Here is a 16,750-nt window from a genome sequence, read left to right on the forward strand (position 1 = left end):
ATTCCCTCTAAATAATAAAAAGGCAGTTAATAACTGCCTTTTAAAGTGACGAATTAATTAGCTGTTATACCTAGTGTAAGCGTATCCGCATACGTCCCTGACCATGTAGGTGTTTGTGTAACAGTAACTAAAATTGTCCCCGCTAGACCACCTGCAGCAAGTGCAGCTGTGCCTGCTTGGCTTTGAGATGCTGACTGATCATTTGCACCATCATCTGCAGTTAAAGTAAACGCAAATGGACCTGCACTTAATGCTGCAGTATAACCAACGCCCATATCTTCATTATCTGAATTTTGTAAATGCCCTTCAGAAGTTGTTAGCGATATTGTTGCGCCGTCAACATCATTACACTGAAGATCAAAATTAACAGTAGCACTATTACCGAGCGCTAAAGCTGGAAAATATTTAACAGTATCCGTGTTGCTAACTCCACACACAGACTGTACAGCCGCACCTAAGTTTATGCTGTCTGCTAGTGCTGCACCTGATGTAAGTGCTGCGATTGCTGATAATACGATTAACTTTTTCATTGTTATATTCCTTTTCCATGTGATATATGTTTATGTTTAATAATTAATGGTTTACCGCACGCCACCAGAGACTGCAGATGGCGTCATTTCTATGCGAATAACATCCTGGTAATTTCCTGCATAAATTAAAGGGTCTACTAGCTCTAACTGTAGTTTTGCTACGCTGTTAAATAAAATTTTATCAACATTAAATGTTTGTGATACTGTTAGGGTCTGTGACGAAACAGACATACTTTGATTAGCATCTGCAATTGACAAGTTAACGTTATAAGCATTTAAGTGAGTACCCTGCTGGTGGCGCAAACCACCGTTTTCTGACAGCATAGATACCCGCATAGGTGAGTTACAATTAATTGCTAACTCTGTATTAGCGAAGCCATCTGAAGAAATAGTTAAGTTTTTATTTTCTGCCGTAAACTCACATTTAGGTGAAATGTATCCAACTAAAGTAAGTGCTACTTCATCGTTGCTATATGCATTACATGCAAAGCAACATAATAAATAACCTAGATATTTTTTCATTATTGCCATTTCCTTTGAGCAACTTCGGTAAGACGATTTAATCTTAAGATAAAATAACGGTTTAGTGAGTTTTCATTTGCTTACTTATCAAACAACCCTGCAATTAAATGTAATAGTATTAGTACTTAATTTTTATAAATATGCGTACTAAACAATTCACAAGCCTCAACGACCCATAAATTAAAAACCGTTTTAATGGTGTGTAAAATATGTGTTTATAATTTATAAACAACGTTAAACTAGGTAAACAAAAAATAAACTGTCTTTATTTGATCCTAATAACTTTTATAAACTCTATTAGCTAAACATAATTAAACACCTCGTTCATTTTTTATTCATTACGTGTGGTTTTTAGTCTGTTTAATTAATAAAAAGCAACTTTCCCACTTAAAAACTCTTTTTAATTAGGGCATGTTTACCATCTGAAGTTTAATTTTTTAGCAATGTGTTTGGCTTTTAGGTAGGCAGAGCCTGTGTAATGTCGTTATTCCCCACAAACTAGGTGATATCGACGTATAAATGCCAAACACACGCTGATCGAGTAGTTTTGCCTAGGGGGATGAACTATTTTTATCTACATGGGTATAGGTGAGCGGCGGAAGCTTTGCTCGTTTTTACTTATTTTTACTTGGTTTTAAGCTAGTAGAATAAGGTAAAAACAGTTACCGAGCATACTAGGTTACAAATCTCGCACCGCGATTAAAGCCCCCTAGAGTGAAAAAGGTTCAACCATGAACGGTCAATATACCCTAACTACTTTCAATAAATTGCAGGAAGCACAACGTAAATTCATTAAAATTAATTCCGTTTGTAACTGTTTCCCTTTCTAAAATCCGCGGCAAATATTGTCTTGCTTTACTCATCACTATTAAAGCTAAACTCGCCCAATAAGCGAATTAATAAGCAGTACAAACCAATTACTAATTCTCTTTATTTTACTAATTAGTTATTGCCTACCTCAAATGGTCGATGTTCACAGTGACGCGATAAGGGTTAATGTAGATATGGAAAACTCTATTTTTACCCGTGGTAATAATTGCAATTAATCTGACTAATTTAACCAATACACACGTGTTATTGCAGCAACTCAGCATTATTACCTAGCTAAAATTTAACCGTAAGAGTGCCTTTGCACTTCAAAATAAAAAAGGAATAATCATGCGCGAAGCAGTTATAGTTTCTACCGCCAGAACGCCTATGGGCAAAGCCTTTCGTGGTGCCTTTAACGATACCGAAGCGCCTGCATTATCAGGTCATGCAGTTGAGCAAGCCGTTAAACGCGCGGGTATTGATGGTGCTGAGGTTGATGATGTGATCATTGGTTGTGCAGCGCAGCAAGGTACTCAAGGCTATAACTTGGGCCGTTTAACAGCGACCGCTGCAGGCCTACCTAATAGCGTGCCGGGTATGACTCTTGACCGTCAGTGTTCATCTGGATTAATGAGTATAGGTTTTGCGGCGCAAAATATTATGCTTGGTTCAATGGATATTGTGGTTGCTGGTGGCGTTGAATCTATTTCTATGGTGCAAAACAAACACAAAAATACTTATCGTAATATTTCAAAAAAAGTACTGTCGCATTCAGAGCATGCCTATATGCAGATGATCGAAACGGCAGAAGTGGTTGCTAAGCGCTACAATATTTCACGTTTAGCGCAAGATGAGTACAGCTTACAGTCGCAACTGCGTATTGCTACGGCGCAAAAAAACAACCTGTTTGATGACGAAATTGTGCCAATGGCATCTACTAAATCAGTATTTAACCGCGAAACCAAAGAAGTGACCTTTGAGGACGTATTACTAGCTAAAGATGAAGGCAACCGCCCTTCTACAACTCTTGAGAGCCTACAAAGCTTAGAACCGGTGTGGAAAGATGGTCGCGTTATTTCACAAGGTGAATTTATTACAGCAGGTAATGCAAGTCAGTTATCTGACGGCGCATCAGCCTGCGTGGTAATGGACTCACAATTAGCGGCGCAAAAAGGCTTAGCGCCAATGGGTGTGTTTCGTGGTATGGCGGTTGCAGGTTGCGAGCCCGATGAAATGGGTATTGGCCCTGTATATGCTATTCCTAAGCTATTAAAACAACATGGTTTATCAATTGATGATATTGGTTTGTGGGAAATTAACGAAGCGTTTGCGTGTCAGCTTATTTATTCGCGCGACTACCTAGGTATTGATAACAATAAACTTAACGTTAATGGCGGCGCTATCGCCATTGGCCACCCCTTTGGTATGAGTGGTGCGCGTATGGTGGGCCATGCCCTTATTGAAGGCAAGCGTCGCGGTGTTAAATATGTTGTGGTGAGCATGTGTATTGGCGGTGGCATGGGTGCTGCGGGTTTATTTGAGGTATGCCTGTAAGGCAACCTTAATTTGCACAGCAACATGTTAGTCTAATTTAAGTAAGGAGATATTAATGTCTATACTCGATAGATTTCGCCTCGATGGCCAAGTCGCTATTGTTACCGGCTCAGGGCGTGGCATAGGTGCTGCCATAGCACTGGCATTAGCCGATGCGGGTGCCGATATTGTAGTCACTGCCAGAACCATCGAAGATATTGAACAAACAGCAGCGCAAATACGCCAACGCGGCAGCCGCGCTTTAGTCGTTGCGTGCGATGTACTTGATGAGCAACAACGACAGTCATTAGTTGATAAAACAATTGAGTATTTTGGCCGGCTCGATATTTTAGTCAATAACGTCGGTGGCTCAGGCGCAATTAAGCCTACACTTAGCAGCAGCGCAGCAGAGTTAGAAAATTGCTTTAAGCTCAATACCGCTACCGCGTTTGATTTGTCACGTATTAGTGCCCCGCACATGGTAAATACCAGTGGCCAAGGCAGTATTATTAATATTTCATCGGTAGCTGGGCAGTTAGCTCAGCCCGGCTTTATTAGTTACGGCATCGCCAAAGCGGCATTAAATTTTATGACGCTTAATTTAGCGCAAGATTTTGCACCTAAAGTGCGCGTTAATGCAATTAGCGTAGGCTCAACCCTTACCGAAGCACTTAAAGGCGTAATGAATGATGAAATGGAGCAGGCTATTGTTAAACGTACACCTATGAATCGCTTAGGTCAGCCTGAAGATGTAGCGGCTTGTGCGCTATTTTTAGCCTCGCCCGCGGCGGGCTATATCACTGGTGAAATTTTTGGTGTTAATGGGGGACTAACCGACGCACCAATGCCTATGCCTCGCAGTAGTTTTTAACGTCCTTACTGTATTCAAATAAAGCCCGCTGATTAAGCGGGCTTAGCTTTACAGCCCTTCTTACTCTTTAGTTAATTTTTGAACTCACAGCCTTCGCTAAAAATAACCCCACCAGCCCAGTCGTAATGAGCAATAAAATAAGTAACCTGATGTGCTGGTTAAGCGATTTTTTATCCGTTACATCAGGTTAAGTAATACAATTATTTTATGCGGTTATTTTAGGCTCTTTGGGCATACCTAAGCCACGTTCAGCAATAATGTTACGTTGTATTTCGTTAGTGCCACCATAAATGGTATCTGAGCGAACAAACAAATACATAGCCTGTAAACGGGTTAATGTATAAGGGCCTGACTCTAGTATTTCGGCTTCGGGGCCAAGTACATCCATTGCCAGTTCGCCTAAATCACGGTGCCATGTTGCCCAAAATAATTTATAGATCAGCGCTTCTTTTTGTAAGCCGCCATCACCTGTATCTGAGAGCATACGCATACTGTTGTAGCGCATTATTTTAAGCCCTATATGAGCGTCAGCAATGCGTTGGCGAATAGTTGGATTTTGGCTTTTACCATTGGCTTTGGCTATATCAATAATTTGATTAAGCTCATTTTGAAACTGCATTTGCTGACCTAAGGTCGACACGCCACGCTCAAAATTAAGTAAACCCATAGCAATAGCCCAGCCTTCACCTGGTTGCCCTACAATATCGTCGGCATCACATTCGGCTTGATCAAAAAATACCTCATTAAACTCAGAGGTGCCGGTAAGTTGCCTTATGCCACGCACTTCAATACCTGGCTGATCCATTTTCATTAAGAAAAAGCCTAGCCCTTTGTGAGCGCTAGAATTTGGGTTAGTACGCGCTATAACAAAAATATAATCAGATTCATGCGCAAGCGATGTCCACACTTTTTGCCCGCTAATAATCCACTTACCTTTGGCTTCGTCAAAATGTGCCTTGGTATTAACATTAGCTAAGTCTGAGCCTGCACTAGGCTCAGAATAACCTTGGCACCAAAGTGCGGTTCCGGCTGCAATGCCTGGCAAGTATTTTTGTTTTTGCGCTTCACTACCAAAGGCAATTAACGTTGGCCCAGCAAGCCCTTCACCTATATGCCCAACACGACCCGGTGCACCCGCGCGAGCATATTCTTCATTAAAAATAACTTGCTGCTCAATAGAGCACCCTCGGCCACCATATTCTTTAGGCCAACCAATGCAGGTCCAACCTCCTTGCGCGAGCTTTTGTTCCCACTTTTTACGCTCCAGAGGAAACATATGCTCATCCCCAGGGCCACCGCGAAATTTAAGCTGCTCAAATTCACCCACTAAATTCTCAAAGAGCCAAAGTGCCACTTCGGCGCGAAATTTTTCGTCTTCATCACTAAAACTTAATTTCATCTGTTTTACCTTTTTTAGCAGCCGTTTAATCTAATAACAATGTTGCGACGTGTTCACGATGATAAGCTGCATCACCTAAAAATAACTCAGACGATTTAGCTCGTTTAAAATATAAGTGCACGTCATATTCCCAGGTAAACCCTACTCCACCATGAAGTTGCAGCGCATCTCCGGCATTTTTAAAGTAGCCTTCTGAGCAATACGACTTAGCTACGCTGGCTGCTTCGCCTAACTCATCGGCCAACAAACCACCACTGAGCGCCTCCTCTGCTACGCACGCAGCGTAATAAACGGCTGAGCGCGCCACCTCGGTACGCAGCATCATATCTGCCGCTTGGTGTTTAACTGCTTGAAAACCCGCTATAGGCCTACCAAACTGCACTCGCTCTTTGGTGTACTCTACAGTTAAATCTAATACTTGTTGCGAGCAACCTACTTGCTCTGCTGCAATGGCTATAGCAGCTAGTTGCAATACTTTATTTAGCTGTGGCCAAGCATTATTTTCCTCGCCCATTAATTGGCTGCTGCTCACTCGCACATTATCAAACACTATTTCTGCCTGTTTACGTGTTTGATCCATAGTTGGCAACCAAGTGCGCTTTACTCCAGGGGTGTCCGAGTCTATTGCAAATAAACTTATTCCTTGCTCGCCCTCACTGCCTTCACTACGTGCGGCAACTATTAATAATTGCGCCGTGTGGCCATCTAGTACATAACGATATGTGCCATTAAGTAAATAATCATCGCCCTGTGCAGTTACAATGCCTTGCACTGCTGTTGCGTCCCACTGGCCATTTTTACTGGTATAGGCAAGCGTAGCGGTTAAACTACCTTCACATATTTGCGTTAAATATTGTTGCTTTTGCTCATCAGTGCCGGCAACTATTAAGGCATTACTGGCTAAACACACGGTTGAAAAAAACGGCGAACATAATAAATAACGTCCCATTTGCTCCAGCATAACCACCAAATCTACATAGCCTAGTCCCATGCCGCCATATTCTTCCGGTATATGAATTGCCTGCCAGTACATTTCTTCGCAAATACGTTGCCATATTTGTGGATCAAAGCCTTGCTCAGTGTCCATTGCGCTGCGTATTGCATTCGATGACGATACTTCAGCTAAGAAGGCTTGCGCAGTATCGCGGATCATTTTCTGCTCTTCGGTAAATGAAAATTCCAAATGTTTGCTCCTTCTAAAATTTTACTGTTGCAAAAAATGCTTTATCAGTTCTGCTTTAACTACTTTGTTAGAAGCATTTACTGGCATTGCGTCAATTATTTTGATTTTTCTGGGTACTCGATAATTTGCCATGCGCTCACGACACCAAGTCATTAACGTTGCCTCATCAAGTTCTGCTGATGATTTTAAAGTAATAAATGCACAGCCAACTTCTCCCATGCGCTCATCTTTAATTCCTACCACTGCAACTTGTGCAATAGCGCTGTGCTCAATAAGTACTGCCTCTATTTCTGCCGGATAACAATTAAATCCGCCCGAAATGTACATATCTTTTAGTCTGTCGGTAATGCTTAAATAGCCATTTTTATCTAAATGCCCAACATCGCCGGTGTGCAGCCAATTGTCTTTATCTATGGTTTCGGCGGTTGCTTGTGGTTGCTCAAAATACCCTTTCATTACATGAAAACCACGAATACAAATTTCGCCAGTTTCATTAGCACCGAGTATTTCACCCTGCTCAGACATTATTGCTATTTCGGTGCCTTCAATTGCACGGCCACTGGTACTAGCGATGGTGGCAACGTCGGTATCAATGCCACAAATACTTGCTAATAATGCGTATGTTGGTGGCAGTAGCTGAAGCACCGGTTACTTCGGCCTCTTTATCGTTACTTTCGGACAGTTACCCGGTTGAGCGACGCTCATTTGCGATTAGTTGTTTTACCTCTGGCGCTACCTTTGCCGCCATTATTGCGCTTACCTTAGGTGCATATTGGGTAGAGCTGTATGGATGGCGAGAAACCTTTTTTATTATCTCTACTCCCGCTTTGTTTATTTCTTTTTTGCTATTTTTTGTGATACCCGAACCTAAACGCGGTCAATACGATGATGCCATTAGCTCTCCAACTTCACCGCTGCAGCCTGCACTAACCACAGGTTTTAGAGCATCAACAAAAGCATTGTTAAAGCGCAAAGATTATCGACTATTAGTTTGCTCAAGCGCCATTGCAACGTTAGGCGCAAATGCGTTTGGCATGTGGAATGCCACTTTTTTAGTACGCAGCCACGACTTAACACTGAGCCAAGCCGGCATGATGGCAGGCTTTTTTGGCGGCGGTGCGGCAGCGATTGGAATTCTTTCTAGTGGCTATTTGGCTGATAGAATCGCCAGACGAAAAGGTGTTTTATGGCTACCTATACTAGGCCATATACTGGGGTGGGTATTTATTGTTATATATTTTTTATGGCCTAAAGGCTTAGGCGATGACCTATTTTTTGCCGGTATTCCATTTGCTATGCTGTTTTGCACCTTAGCGAGTTTCTTTTCTGTATGGTGGGTTAGCCCTTGTCTCACATTACTCACTTCAATTGTACCGGGCACTCAGCGAGCATTGGCTATTTCAATGCAAACCGTGCTGATTACTTTTTTAGGCATAGGTGTTGGGCCTATGTTGGTGGGCGTGCTTAGTGAAGTATTTAGCGAGGAGGCCGGTGTTGAATCCTTACGTTATGCTTTACTTATTAGTACGAGTACAACATTAATATCGGTATTTTTACTGTTTAAATTAAAATCTTATCAAGCAAAACAACTCATAAAACCCATTCAGTAAATTAAACTTTGTTTTAATTACTATTAACCAATAATGCTAGGAGTTTATTATGTCAGTTACCGCAGTTACAGGTTCAGCATCAGGGATTGGCGCCGCCGTTTGTGAAAAACTACGCGCAGCAGGTCATACTGTGATCGGCATAGACCGCCATCAAGCCGAAGTTAATGCCGATTTATCATCCCCTGAAGGTCGCGCTAATGCCGCAGAGCAAGTTATCAAATTAGCCAATGGTAAACTAGATGGCCTGGTTTGTTGTGCGGGCCTTGGCGTTACCGCACCAAGTAGCAGTTTAGTGGTTTCGGTTAATTATTTTGGCTCAACCGAGTTAATTGAATTACTTCAACCTGCACTCGCTAAAGGTGAGCAGCCAGCTATTACCGTTATTGGCTCAGTGGCCGCTAGTCAACAAGTGGCAGATCCACACCCTATTATTGAGTTAATGCTCAACAATGACGAGCCAGCCGCTCGCGCACTGGCAGATGAGCTTGGCCAACCACAAATAGCCTATTCTGCGTCTAAATATGCACTCACTGTGCATTGTCGTCGTTTAGCCGTTAAAACGGGGAGTACCGGCGTGCGTATTAACCTAGTTGCGCCTGGTGCAATTGAAACTCCATTGCACGAAGCCTCTAAGCAAGATCCACGTTTTGGCGAAGCCGTACGTAACTTTGTTGCGCCTATTGGTCGCAATGGCCAGCCAAGTGAAATTGCCGATGCGGTCAGTTTTTTACAATCAGCCCAAGCCTCTTTTGTGCATGGCAGCATTATTTATGTAGATGGTGGTATGGACGCCATGATGCGCAATGGCAAGTTTTAAACACTAAATATTAAATACTTATAAGGATATAACATGAACCCAATACTAAGCACACACAAAGTTCGCGCTTTTGAATCGATTAGCCACTTTGATATTAGCACCGACGTACTCGTGTGCGGTTATGGCGGCGCAGGAGCCGCCGCCGCACTAGAAGCTGTAACCTTAGGTGCTAAGGTTACTATTTTAGAACGTGCCAGTGCTGGGGGTGGCTCGACTGCATTATCAAGCTGTGAAATGTATTTAGGCGGCAGTGGCGGCACTGCATTACAAAAAGAGTTAGGTTTAGAAGATAGCACCGAAAACATGCTGGCTTATTTACGCGAAGCACTTGGCCCGTATGGCGATGAAGATAAGATGCGTTGTTATGCACAAGGCGCTGCAGGACATTTTGATTGGGTTGAATCCCTTGGTGTACCTTATAAACGCGCAGCCTTTTTAGAGCGTACAGTAGTGCCACTCAGTGATGAGTCGTTATTATTTACCGGTAATGAAAAAGCTCACCCTTTTAATACCATTGCTAAGCCCGTTCCACGCGGTCACGTGCCCTCTAAAGTGGGCGACGAAGGCGGTAAAATATTTATGGATGCCATAATGCAGCGCATCGCAGGCGCGGGCGCTGAGGTAATTAATGATTGTCGCGCTATTGCTTTATTAGTAGATAAAAACAATCGTGTTTGCGGCGTAATTGCTAAGCGCGACAACCGAGAAATTGCGATTCGTGCAACTCGTGGTGTGGTATTAGCCACCGGTGGCTTTGTAATGAACGACACCATGACACGTCAATACATGCCTGATCTACTTGAGTATTGCGTACCTTATGGCAACACCTTCGATATGGGGGATGGTATTCAATTAGGCCAAGCAGTCGGCGGGCAAACAATTAATATGGAACAGGCTTTTATGTCGTTTCCGCTCTATCCACCAGCAAAGCTAACCTACGGTATTTTACTAAATAAACACGGTCAGCGTTATATAAATGAAGATGCGTATTTAGCCAGATTGGAGCATTATTCTTGCCAACAAGCTGAGCAAAAGTTTTATTTGTTAGTACAAGAAGAGGATTTTGAGGCGTCGCATTATTTACAACGTGCAGCCATTGTTGCCACTGGCGATAGCATAGCAGAAGTTGCCAGTGAAGCGCCCTTCCCGGCCGGTATGCTTGAGCAAACTGTTAGCTACTTTAATCAGCACGCCAGTAATAAACAAGACCCACTATTTCATAAAACCGCCGAGTGGCTAAAACCGTTAAACAAGCCCCCTTTTGCCTTATTAGAATACTCTGCAAGTGAAATGACTGCTGTAATTATGCCCGGCACCAAAGGCCCGCTCATATTTACGCTTGGTGGGCTAAAAACACTCACTACGGGTGAAGTGGTTAATTTAGACAATGAAATAATAAGTGGGCTTTATGCTGCTGGTCGAGCCACCGCGGGATTACCACGTACAGCCAAGGGATATGCCAGTGGTATGTCGGTTGGAGATGCCACTTTTTTTGGCAGGCTCGCTGGGCGCAGCGCCGCTAAGCACCTGCCAATTTAACCTCGAAAAATAAACACGCCCTAGCACTTAATTTAACAACCGTTATAGCAAACAGCGTAACGGTTTAACTTACTTATTCTGCTTAGGTAATAAATCTGCGTATTAAACGCAAGTATATTAAGTGCATGCTATAGATTAAAAATTAGCAGATTGAAATGTCGTGTAGAGGCTGGTAAGTATTAATGAAAGATATAAAAAAGCAGCAGCTGGTTAATTTAAGCTGCTGCAATAGATGTAAAGTTATTCTGTTTTTAACACACGGCCAAGCGTTATATCGCCCTCAATGGTGGTGCGGTTAATAACGCGATTGATCCCAGGCTTAGTGCCGGTAGTGCAGTGCAGTGCATTGCAGTGCATTGCACGCCAGTTATCCCACAGTACCATGTCGCCTTCGCGCCATTTATGAAAGTAAGTAAATTCCGGCTTTTGTACATGCGCAACAAATCGCTCAAGTAGCTCTATAGATTCATCATTCGATAAACCAAATTGCTGTGGAGTAACAACTCTATCTAAAAACTGCTCTACCACCTCAAGTACTTTACGGCCACTGATCGGGTGTGTAACTACCATAGGGTAAGCAGCGTCTGAAAAGTCAGGAAAGCCAATGTCGGTTGGTTTTGTTGGGCTGTTAGGGCCAGGCTCATAACCGTCTAAGTTAACGTAGCGCATATGGCGGCGCTGCATACTAAAGCTGTAAACCACTTCTAGCTGTTCAATTAAAGCTTTAGTGTCGTCGTCGAGTGCATCGTACGCTTTTGCTAAATCGCCAAAACCGGTCATGCCATCTTCTGCTGCCACCACCACCACCACCACAGCGCGCAACAGTGCACCATGATTTGGACGCGCTGTATAATGCAAATCCATGTGCCAATCTAACCGACCCACAATTTCTTCGCCTTTATAAAAAGCAGTTTGAAACTTATCCATAGGGCCACCATTTTGTAGCACAAATAACTCTGGATATTTATCACTGGTGGTAACTTTTAACGGATGTAATTCTAACGGGCCAAAAATGCGACTAAACTCAATTTGCTTTTCAGGGCTAATATCCTGATCACGAAACACTAAAATAGCGTGTTCGTACCATAGTGCTTTTAGTTCAGCTTTTATTTCATCGGTAAGTGGCTCGTTAATATCGAAACCCGACACTTCTACGCCAACATTATCAAGCGGAGTTACTGTAAGCTTCATTTTTTATTCCTTCTACTTAGCTAAGTGAATCCGACAAATTTAGTCGACTAAACCTGGATCTAGGCGTAATTCTTTGCGCGCCATTGCTTCCCAAACAAAAGGGAAACCGTTGTCGTCAGCAATAGACACTTTTTTAACTTCTTCATCACTTAATGGTCGCCCGCCACCTGCTAATTCCACTTCATACGCGCGTTTACTGCGCCACTCTAAAGTAATTGCTCTAGGTGTGCTTGGCGCAGATTTTTACCCACCACTAACGAGCCGTGGTTTGCCAGTAATGCCCACTTAGCATCACCGAGCGCTTCAACTGCTGATAAGCTAGTTGCTTCGTTTTCAAAGGTGCCTTCATATTCATCATAAAGTGGTAATTCAACACCACAATAAGCACTTGCTTGGTCGTATACTGGCGGCACTTTTTGCATACAAGCCCAAATACCACTCCAATGCGGATGATTGTGAATAACAACATGTACATCAGGTCGCATTGCGTGCAGCTGTAAATGCAAACCTATCGCTGGGGTCACATTCCAATCACTATCAAGCACATTCCCCTTTGGGTCTAGCGTAACGATATCGCTGGCGGTTAACTCCCCCCAAGCGAGCTCCCATGGATTAGTTAAAATATTACCGTTTTCTAATCGGTAAGTAACATGCCCTGCAATATGCTCATCCCATCCTTCACGAATAAGCATGCGACACATAAGCGCAACTTGCGCTTTTTCGCTTAACTCTGGTAATAATTCTTTGCGACCCGGACGAGTTGCAAAGCGCTCTAGCATTGATTGATTAAGGCCATCATATTTTTTCATTATTATTATACCTTCCTGTTGCTGTGCAAAATAAACATGTTAAATCATGGTTAAAATAATAGGTCTGAGTGGTTAATAAAGCTTGTCTCATTGCGCCAAGTTGTTATCCGATCTAGCCATTAACTAGCGATTAGCGCACCGCAAATAACGCATGGCGAAAAGCACTTGGCGACAACCCAGTCCATTTTTTAAAAGCGCGATGAAACCCCGAACTATCGGCATACCCAAGTTGCTGACCAATGCGAGTGATTGATAACGTAGGATCGCTCAAATGTCGCCGCGCATGTATCTCTCGTACTTGATCGATTAATTGTTGATAGCGCCAACCTTGCGCCAATAACTTACGGCTCAAGGTACGGCAACTACAATGCAGCTTTAGTGCTGCATCGTGCAGCGATGGAGGACTGGCAGGATCTTCAACAATAATTTGCGACAAGCGCCATGCTATGTCGCCATGATTTCGAGTAATGCTTTTTTCTTCGCACAGTTTTTTATAAAAGTTGACACTTTCTGGGCTCGACTGCGGGAGTGGTTGATCCAAAATCGCAGCATCAAAAAATAGCTGGGTTACTGGGCATCAAATTCGACGGGGCAATTAAAAATGGCTTGGTAACACTCAGCATGAACTGGCGCCGGATAATTACAACGTAGTTTAGTAATAGGCAATGCTTGACCAAGCACCCAACGACAAGTCGTGACTATATTGGCAAGTAAATCTTCTATTGCTAATACACGCAATTCACCCAGCTCAGCTTTAGCGTCAATTTGATAACAGCCTTCGGCTTGAATTTCACTAAAGGAGGTCACTACTAAATTACCAGAAAAGCGGCCTGAGTAATTTTGATATTTAAGCCCAATATGGCTGGCATCGCGCAGCGTCGCGCTGCTCATCATTAAATATGCAAGTTGGTCGTGGGTAGCAATAGAGCGTTTTAAACCTAATATGAGTCCAAGATCGCTGCCCTCATAACACTGCTGTGCATCAGTTAGTAAACCTCGATGCTGTTTAGCATTAATGAGCACATTAGGTTTGTGGAGCTCACTGCGACTGATACCATTGTTGGCAGCAATGGTGTTGGTATCCATTCCCAAGCTAGATAAAAAATCCAGCAACCAAATAATATAACGCGTATCAGTATTGACCATGTTACCCCTCGTTTGTGTAATTAAATCCAACCTTTTATCAATAACCGTTATTCTTAAATTGCACTCTTATATTAAGCAATTTAATACTATTATTTGTAACATAACCGCTAGCTGTTTAAGTGTTATGCTTTAGTCGTGCTTAACCAAAACATTTAGACAAACGAGTAACGGCTAATGGTATCTACCACGCAGGCTGGCCTTTGTTGCTCTGCCACTTCAATGGTTACTCGCGTGATCACTTGCACACTGCCTTTAACTTCTTCCACACTAATTATTTGCCCTGTGCCGCGTACTTTACTGCCCGCTGTAACCACATTAGGAAAGCGTACTTTATCGCAGCCGTAATTAACTCCCATGCTTATATTTTGCACATCTACCAACTGAGGTAAAAAATAATTAACTAATGACAGGGTTAAATAACCATGCGCAATACATGCGCCAAATGGGCCTTCTGCAGCCTTAATGGGATCGACATGGATCCATTGATGATCTCCCGTTGCCTCGGCAAACATATCAATACGGCTTTGCTCTACTGCAATCCAGTCGCTTACGCCTAAATCAAGTCCGGTTGAAGCAAGTAATTGCGTTTTGCTAGTAATTATTTTATTTGCCATTTTGCCCCCCTAAGCACGCTGTGAACTAACAGACACAACTTCGCCCGTCATGTAAGACGAGTAATCGCTGGCTAAAAACATCATCACGTTGGCGATTTCCCATACTTCGGCAGCACGACCAAAGGCTTCTTTTGAGGCTAATTGCTCAAGTACGTCGGCACTTGAGGCTTTTTTAAGAAATTCATGTAAAGCGATTGATGGCGATACCGCGTTAATTCGCACTCCATGCTCAGCAGCTTCTAATGCCGAGCAGCGAGTAAATGCCATAACACCGGCTTTAGCAGCGGCGTAATATGCTTGCTCTTTTTGTGCTCGCCAACCCAATACTGAAGCATTATTAATGATTACACCTGCCTTGCGTTGTTGCATAAATGGCAGCATTGCACGGGTCATACGAAATGTACCGGTAAGAGTAATGTCCATCACCTTACTCCACTGCTCGTCGCTCATATCTACTACAGCGGTTTGACCACCTAGTCCTGCATTATTAATAAGCACATCAACACCTGCGAGTTTATCCTCTGCTGCATTGATCAATACCTGAACCTGTTCTTCTTGGCTTACGTCGCACAATTGGCCAAATACCTGTTGCAAACCTGTTTGCGCTTTTATATTAGCTACAGCTTCATCTAAACGACGTGGATGAATGTCAGATATCATTAATGCCCGGCACCCTTCTTCGGCTGCACGTAATGCGGCTGAAAAGCCAATGCCCGCGCCTGCGGCGGCCGTTACTAAAACCGATTTCCCGCGTAACAGGTTATGCCCTTCTACGTACTTAGGTGCTGTCGTCATTCTTATCTCCGATGTCGTGCTTATTAATTTAGCACCCAGCATAAGGCTGACGCTGAGCAACTATCATCGTCAATCTGGACTAACCCGATAACTATTAGCAATATAAGAATGAAATTGTGGTGTGATACAACAAGCAGCATACTGAGGACTTAAATTAGATAACTAATTAAGGAGATAATTTTAGTGCTTATAGCAAAAAACCTATGCTAGGTTTGATAAAAACTCAGCATAGGTTTTGTTTTAATAGAGTATTAGCGCAAGCTCGCAAGCATTTGCTTGGTTAAACCATGCCGATACTCCTAAAATTATAATAGATATAACCACTAAACTTAATTTAACGCCGCCCTGATTAGACTTCATAGTATTCTCGATATTATTTTTATTAGTAAGAATAAGTTTCATACAATAATAAAAATTACACCTGTTAACAAGATGTTTACCAAATCATTTTCTTCGTGGCTAATAGCCTTTGGTTCTATCAACCCGGTTTTTAAGTGGTGTGCCATTAGTTAAGCATTGAATACTCACTTCAATTTGTTCAATAACGCAGTTAACATCTGATAATGCAGCGCAATGTGGTGTTATGGTTATTTTAGGATGCAGCCAATATGGATGCTCACTTGGTAATGGCTCTTGATCGAATGCATCAAGCGTGGCGGCGCGTAAACGGTCACTATTAAGTGCCTGTAATAAATCAGCTTCTATTACGTGCTGGCCGCGTGCCGCATTTACTAATACTGCATGGGCGGGTAATTTAGCCAATAAATCTTTGTTAATAATTCCGGCCGTGTTTTCGGTCAGCGGTAATAAGCACACTAAATAATCTGTATTAGGCAGCATTTCGTTTAGCCCATGTTCTCCATAATACATGGTCACGTTATTCACGTCTTTATGGCTTTGTGCCCACGCGCTCACGCTAAAGCCATTATCAACGAGTCTTTGCGCACAGGCTCGACCTAATTGACCAAAGCCTAAAATAGCCACTCTGTTATAGCTTAATACTCGCTTGGGTTTCCATTGCGTTGCAGCTTGTTTTTGATAATATTCTTTTAATTGTAGCTTTTGCGCCAATACGTGAGTAAGTACATACTCGGCCATATCAATTTCTAATTGTTGATCAACAATACGTACCACTTCAACATGCTCTGGCAGCAAGTCTAAATCAATGCTATCAACCCCAGCACCAAACGACGACACCACTTTTAAATTAGGTAATTGTGCCCATAGTTCTTTTGGTGCATACCAGGCTAATACAAACTCAACTTTACTGAAATCTTCACACTGTGAATATTGCTCAATGTGTATATTAGGTAAGCGTGCTTGTAACTGCGACACCAGCTTAGAATTATCACGATCCCCTATAGCAACCAAAACAGACATA

18 protein-coding genes are annotated in these 16,750 nt (G+C 42.7%); 5 read left to right on the plus strand and 13 right to left on the minus strand.

The window, feature by feature from the left end; genetic code table 11:
- Positions 1-53: 53 nt before the first annotated feature.
- Both HC000_RS08645 and HC000_RS08650 read right to left on the minus strand, forming a co-directional pair.
- Positions 54-530: a hypothetical protein gene (locus tag HC000_RS08645; protein WP_179807443.1), complete on the minus strand. Its 477-nt coding sequence runs from the start codon at positions 528-530 to the stop codon at positions 54-56.
- Positions 531-581: 51 nt separating this feature from the next.
- On the minus strand, positions 582-1,052 hold the full coding sequence (locus tag HC000_RS08650; protein ID WP_179807444.1) for a hypothetical protein: 471 nt from the start codon (positions 1,050-1,052) through the stop codon (positions 582-584).
- A gap of 1,158 nt (positions 1,053-2,210) precedes the next feature.
- On the opposite strand from HC000_RS08650, the gene HC000_RS08655 reads away from it, so the two are divergent.
- Positions 2,211-3,416 (plus strand): acetyl-CoA C-acyltransferase, encoded by a 1,206-nt coding sequence (locus HC000_RS08655; protein WP_179807445.1) that lies wholly within the window; start codon positions 2,211-2,213, stop codon positions 3,414-3,416.
- 55 nt (positions 3,417-3,471) lie between these two features.
- Entirely contained in the window at positions 3,472-4,266 is a 795-nt protein-coding gene (locus HC000_RS08660; RefSeq protein ID WP_179807446.1) for an SDR family oxidoreductase, read from the plus strand.
- A 205-nt stretch (positions 4,267-4,471) separates the two neighbouring features.
- Here the strand turns inward: HC000_RS08660 and HC000_RS08665 are convergent, their stop codons facing one another.
- From HC000_RS08665 to HC000_RS08675, 3 genes are read right to left on the minus strand one after another with little or no spacing between them, the layout of a single operon-like run.
- Positions 4,472-5,665: an acyl-CoA dehydrogenase family protein gene (locus tag HC000_RS08665; protein WP_179807447.1), complete on the minus strand. Its 1,194-nt coding sequence runs from the start codon at positions 5,663-5,665 to the stop codon at positions 4,472-4,474.
- A gap of 25 nt (positions 5,666-5,690) precedes the next feature.
- A complete protein-coding gene (locus HC000_RS08670; protein ID WP_179807448.1) occupies positions 5,691-6,848 on the minus strand; it encodes an acyl-CoA dehydrogenase family protein in 1,158 nt (385 codons plus the stop codon).
- A 21-nt stretch (positions 6,849-6,869) separates the two neighbouring features.
- On the minus strand, positions 6,870-7,493 hold the full coding sequence (locus HC000_RS08675; RefSeq protein ID WP_346010169.1) for an AMP-binding protein: 624 nt from the start codon (positions 7,491-7,493) through the stop codon (positions 6,870-6,872).
- Here HC000_RS08675 and HC000_RS08680 point away from each other — a divergent pair.
- The 3 genes from HC000_RS08680 to HC000_RS08690 are packed head-to-tail and all read left to right on the plus strand — an operon-like array spanning position 7,475 to position 10,814.
- Complete coding sequence (locus HC000_RS08680; protein ID WP_346010170.1) at positions 7,475-8,458, plus strand: MFS transporter; 984 nt, start codon at positions 7,475-7,477, stop codon at positions 8,456-8,458. The genes HC000_RS08675 and HC000_RS08680 overlap by 19 nt on opposite strands.
- A gap of 49 nt (positions 8,459-8,507) precedes the next feature.
- The gene (locus tag HC000_RS08685; protein ID WP_179807449.1) at positions 8,508-9,275 is read left to right on the plus strand and encodes an SDR family oxidoreductase; all 768 of its coding nucleotides are present in this window, start codon (positions 8,508-8,510) and stop codon (positions 9,273-9,275) included.
- 33 nt (positions 9,276-9,308) lie between these two features.
- Positions 9,309-10,814: an FAD-dependent oxidoreductase gene (locus HC000_RS08690; protein WP_179807450.1), complete on the plus strand. Its 1,506-nt coding sequence runs from the start codon at positions 9,309-9,311 to the stop codon at positions 10,812-10,814.
- Between the two features lie 240 nt (positions 10,815-11,054).
- Here the strand turns inward: HC000_RS08690 and HC000_RS08695 are convergent, their stop codons facing one another.
- The 8 genes from HC000_RS08695 to HC000_RS08720 form a co-directional block, all read right to left on the minus strand.
- Positions 11,055-12,005 (minus strand): TauD/TfdA family dioxygenase, encoded by a 951-nt coding sequence (locus HC000_RS08695; protein WP_179807451.1) that lies wholly within the window; start codon positions 12,003-12,005, stop codon positions 11,055-11,057.
- 39 nt (positions 12,006-12,044) lie between these two features.
- The gene (locus HC000_RS18425) at positions 12,045-12,185 is read right to left on the minus strand and encodes a hypothetical protein (protein ID WP_218910972.1); all 141 of its coding nucleotides are present in this window, start codon (positions 12,183-12,185) and stop codon (positions 12,045-12,047) included.
- A gap of 26 nt (positions 12,186-12,211) precedes the next feature.
- A complete protein-coding gene (locus HC000_RS08700) occupies positions 12,212-12,814 on the minus strand; it encodes a class II aldolase/adducin family protein (RefSeq protein WP_218910973.1) in 603 nt (200 codons plus the stop codon).
- A gap of 130 nt (positions 12,815-12,944) precedes the next feature.
- A complete protein-coding gene (locus tag HC000_RS18535; RefSeq protein ID WP_257025469.1) occupies positions 12,945-13,355 on the minus strand; it encodes an AraC family transcriptional regulator in 411 nt (136 codons plus the stop codon).
- A gap of 26 nt (positions 13,356-13,381) precedes the next feature.
- A complete protein-coding gene (locus HC000_RS18540; protein ID WP_257025470.1) occupies positions 13,382-13,960 on the minus strand; it encodes an AraC family transcriptional regulator in 579 nt (192 codons plus the stop codon).
- Positions 13,961-14,112: 152 nt separating this feature from the next.
- A complete protein-coding gene (locus HC000_RS08710) occupies positions 14,113-14,574 on the minus strand; it encodes a MaoC family dehydratase (RefSeq protein WP_179807452.1) in 462 nt (153 codons plus the stop codon).
- Positions 14,575-14,583: 9 nt separating this feature from the next.
- On the minus strand, positions 14,584-15,369 hold the full coding sequence (locus HC000_RS08715) for an SDR family oxidoreductase (RefSeq protein WP_179807453.1): 786 nt from the start codon (positions 15,367-15,369) through the stop codon (positions 14,584-14,586).
- A 459-nt stretch (positions 15,370-15,828) separates the two neighbouring features.
- On the minus strand, positions 15,829-16,749 hold the full coding sequence (locus HC000_RS08720) for a glyoxylate/hydroxypyruvate reductase A (protein ID WP_179807454.1): 921 nt from the start codon (positions 16,747-16,749) through the stop codon (positions 15,829-15,831).
- Between the last annotated feature and the right edge of the window lies 1 nt (position 16,750).

It is taken from the genome of Pseudoalteromonas sp. MIP2626 (assembly GCF_013414205.1).
GTDB classification, from domain to species: domain Bacteria; phylum Pseudomonadota; class Gammaproteobacteria; order Enterobacterales; family Alteromonadaceae; genus Pseudoalteromonas; species Pseudoalteromonas nigrifaciens.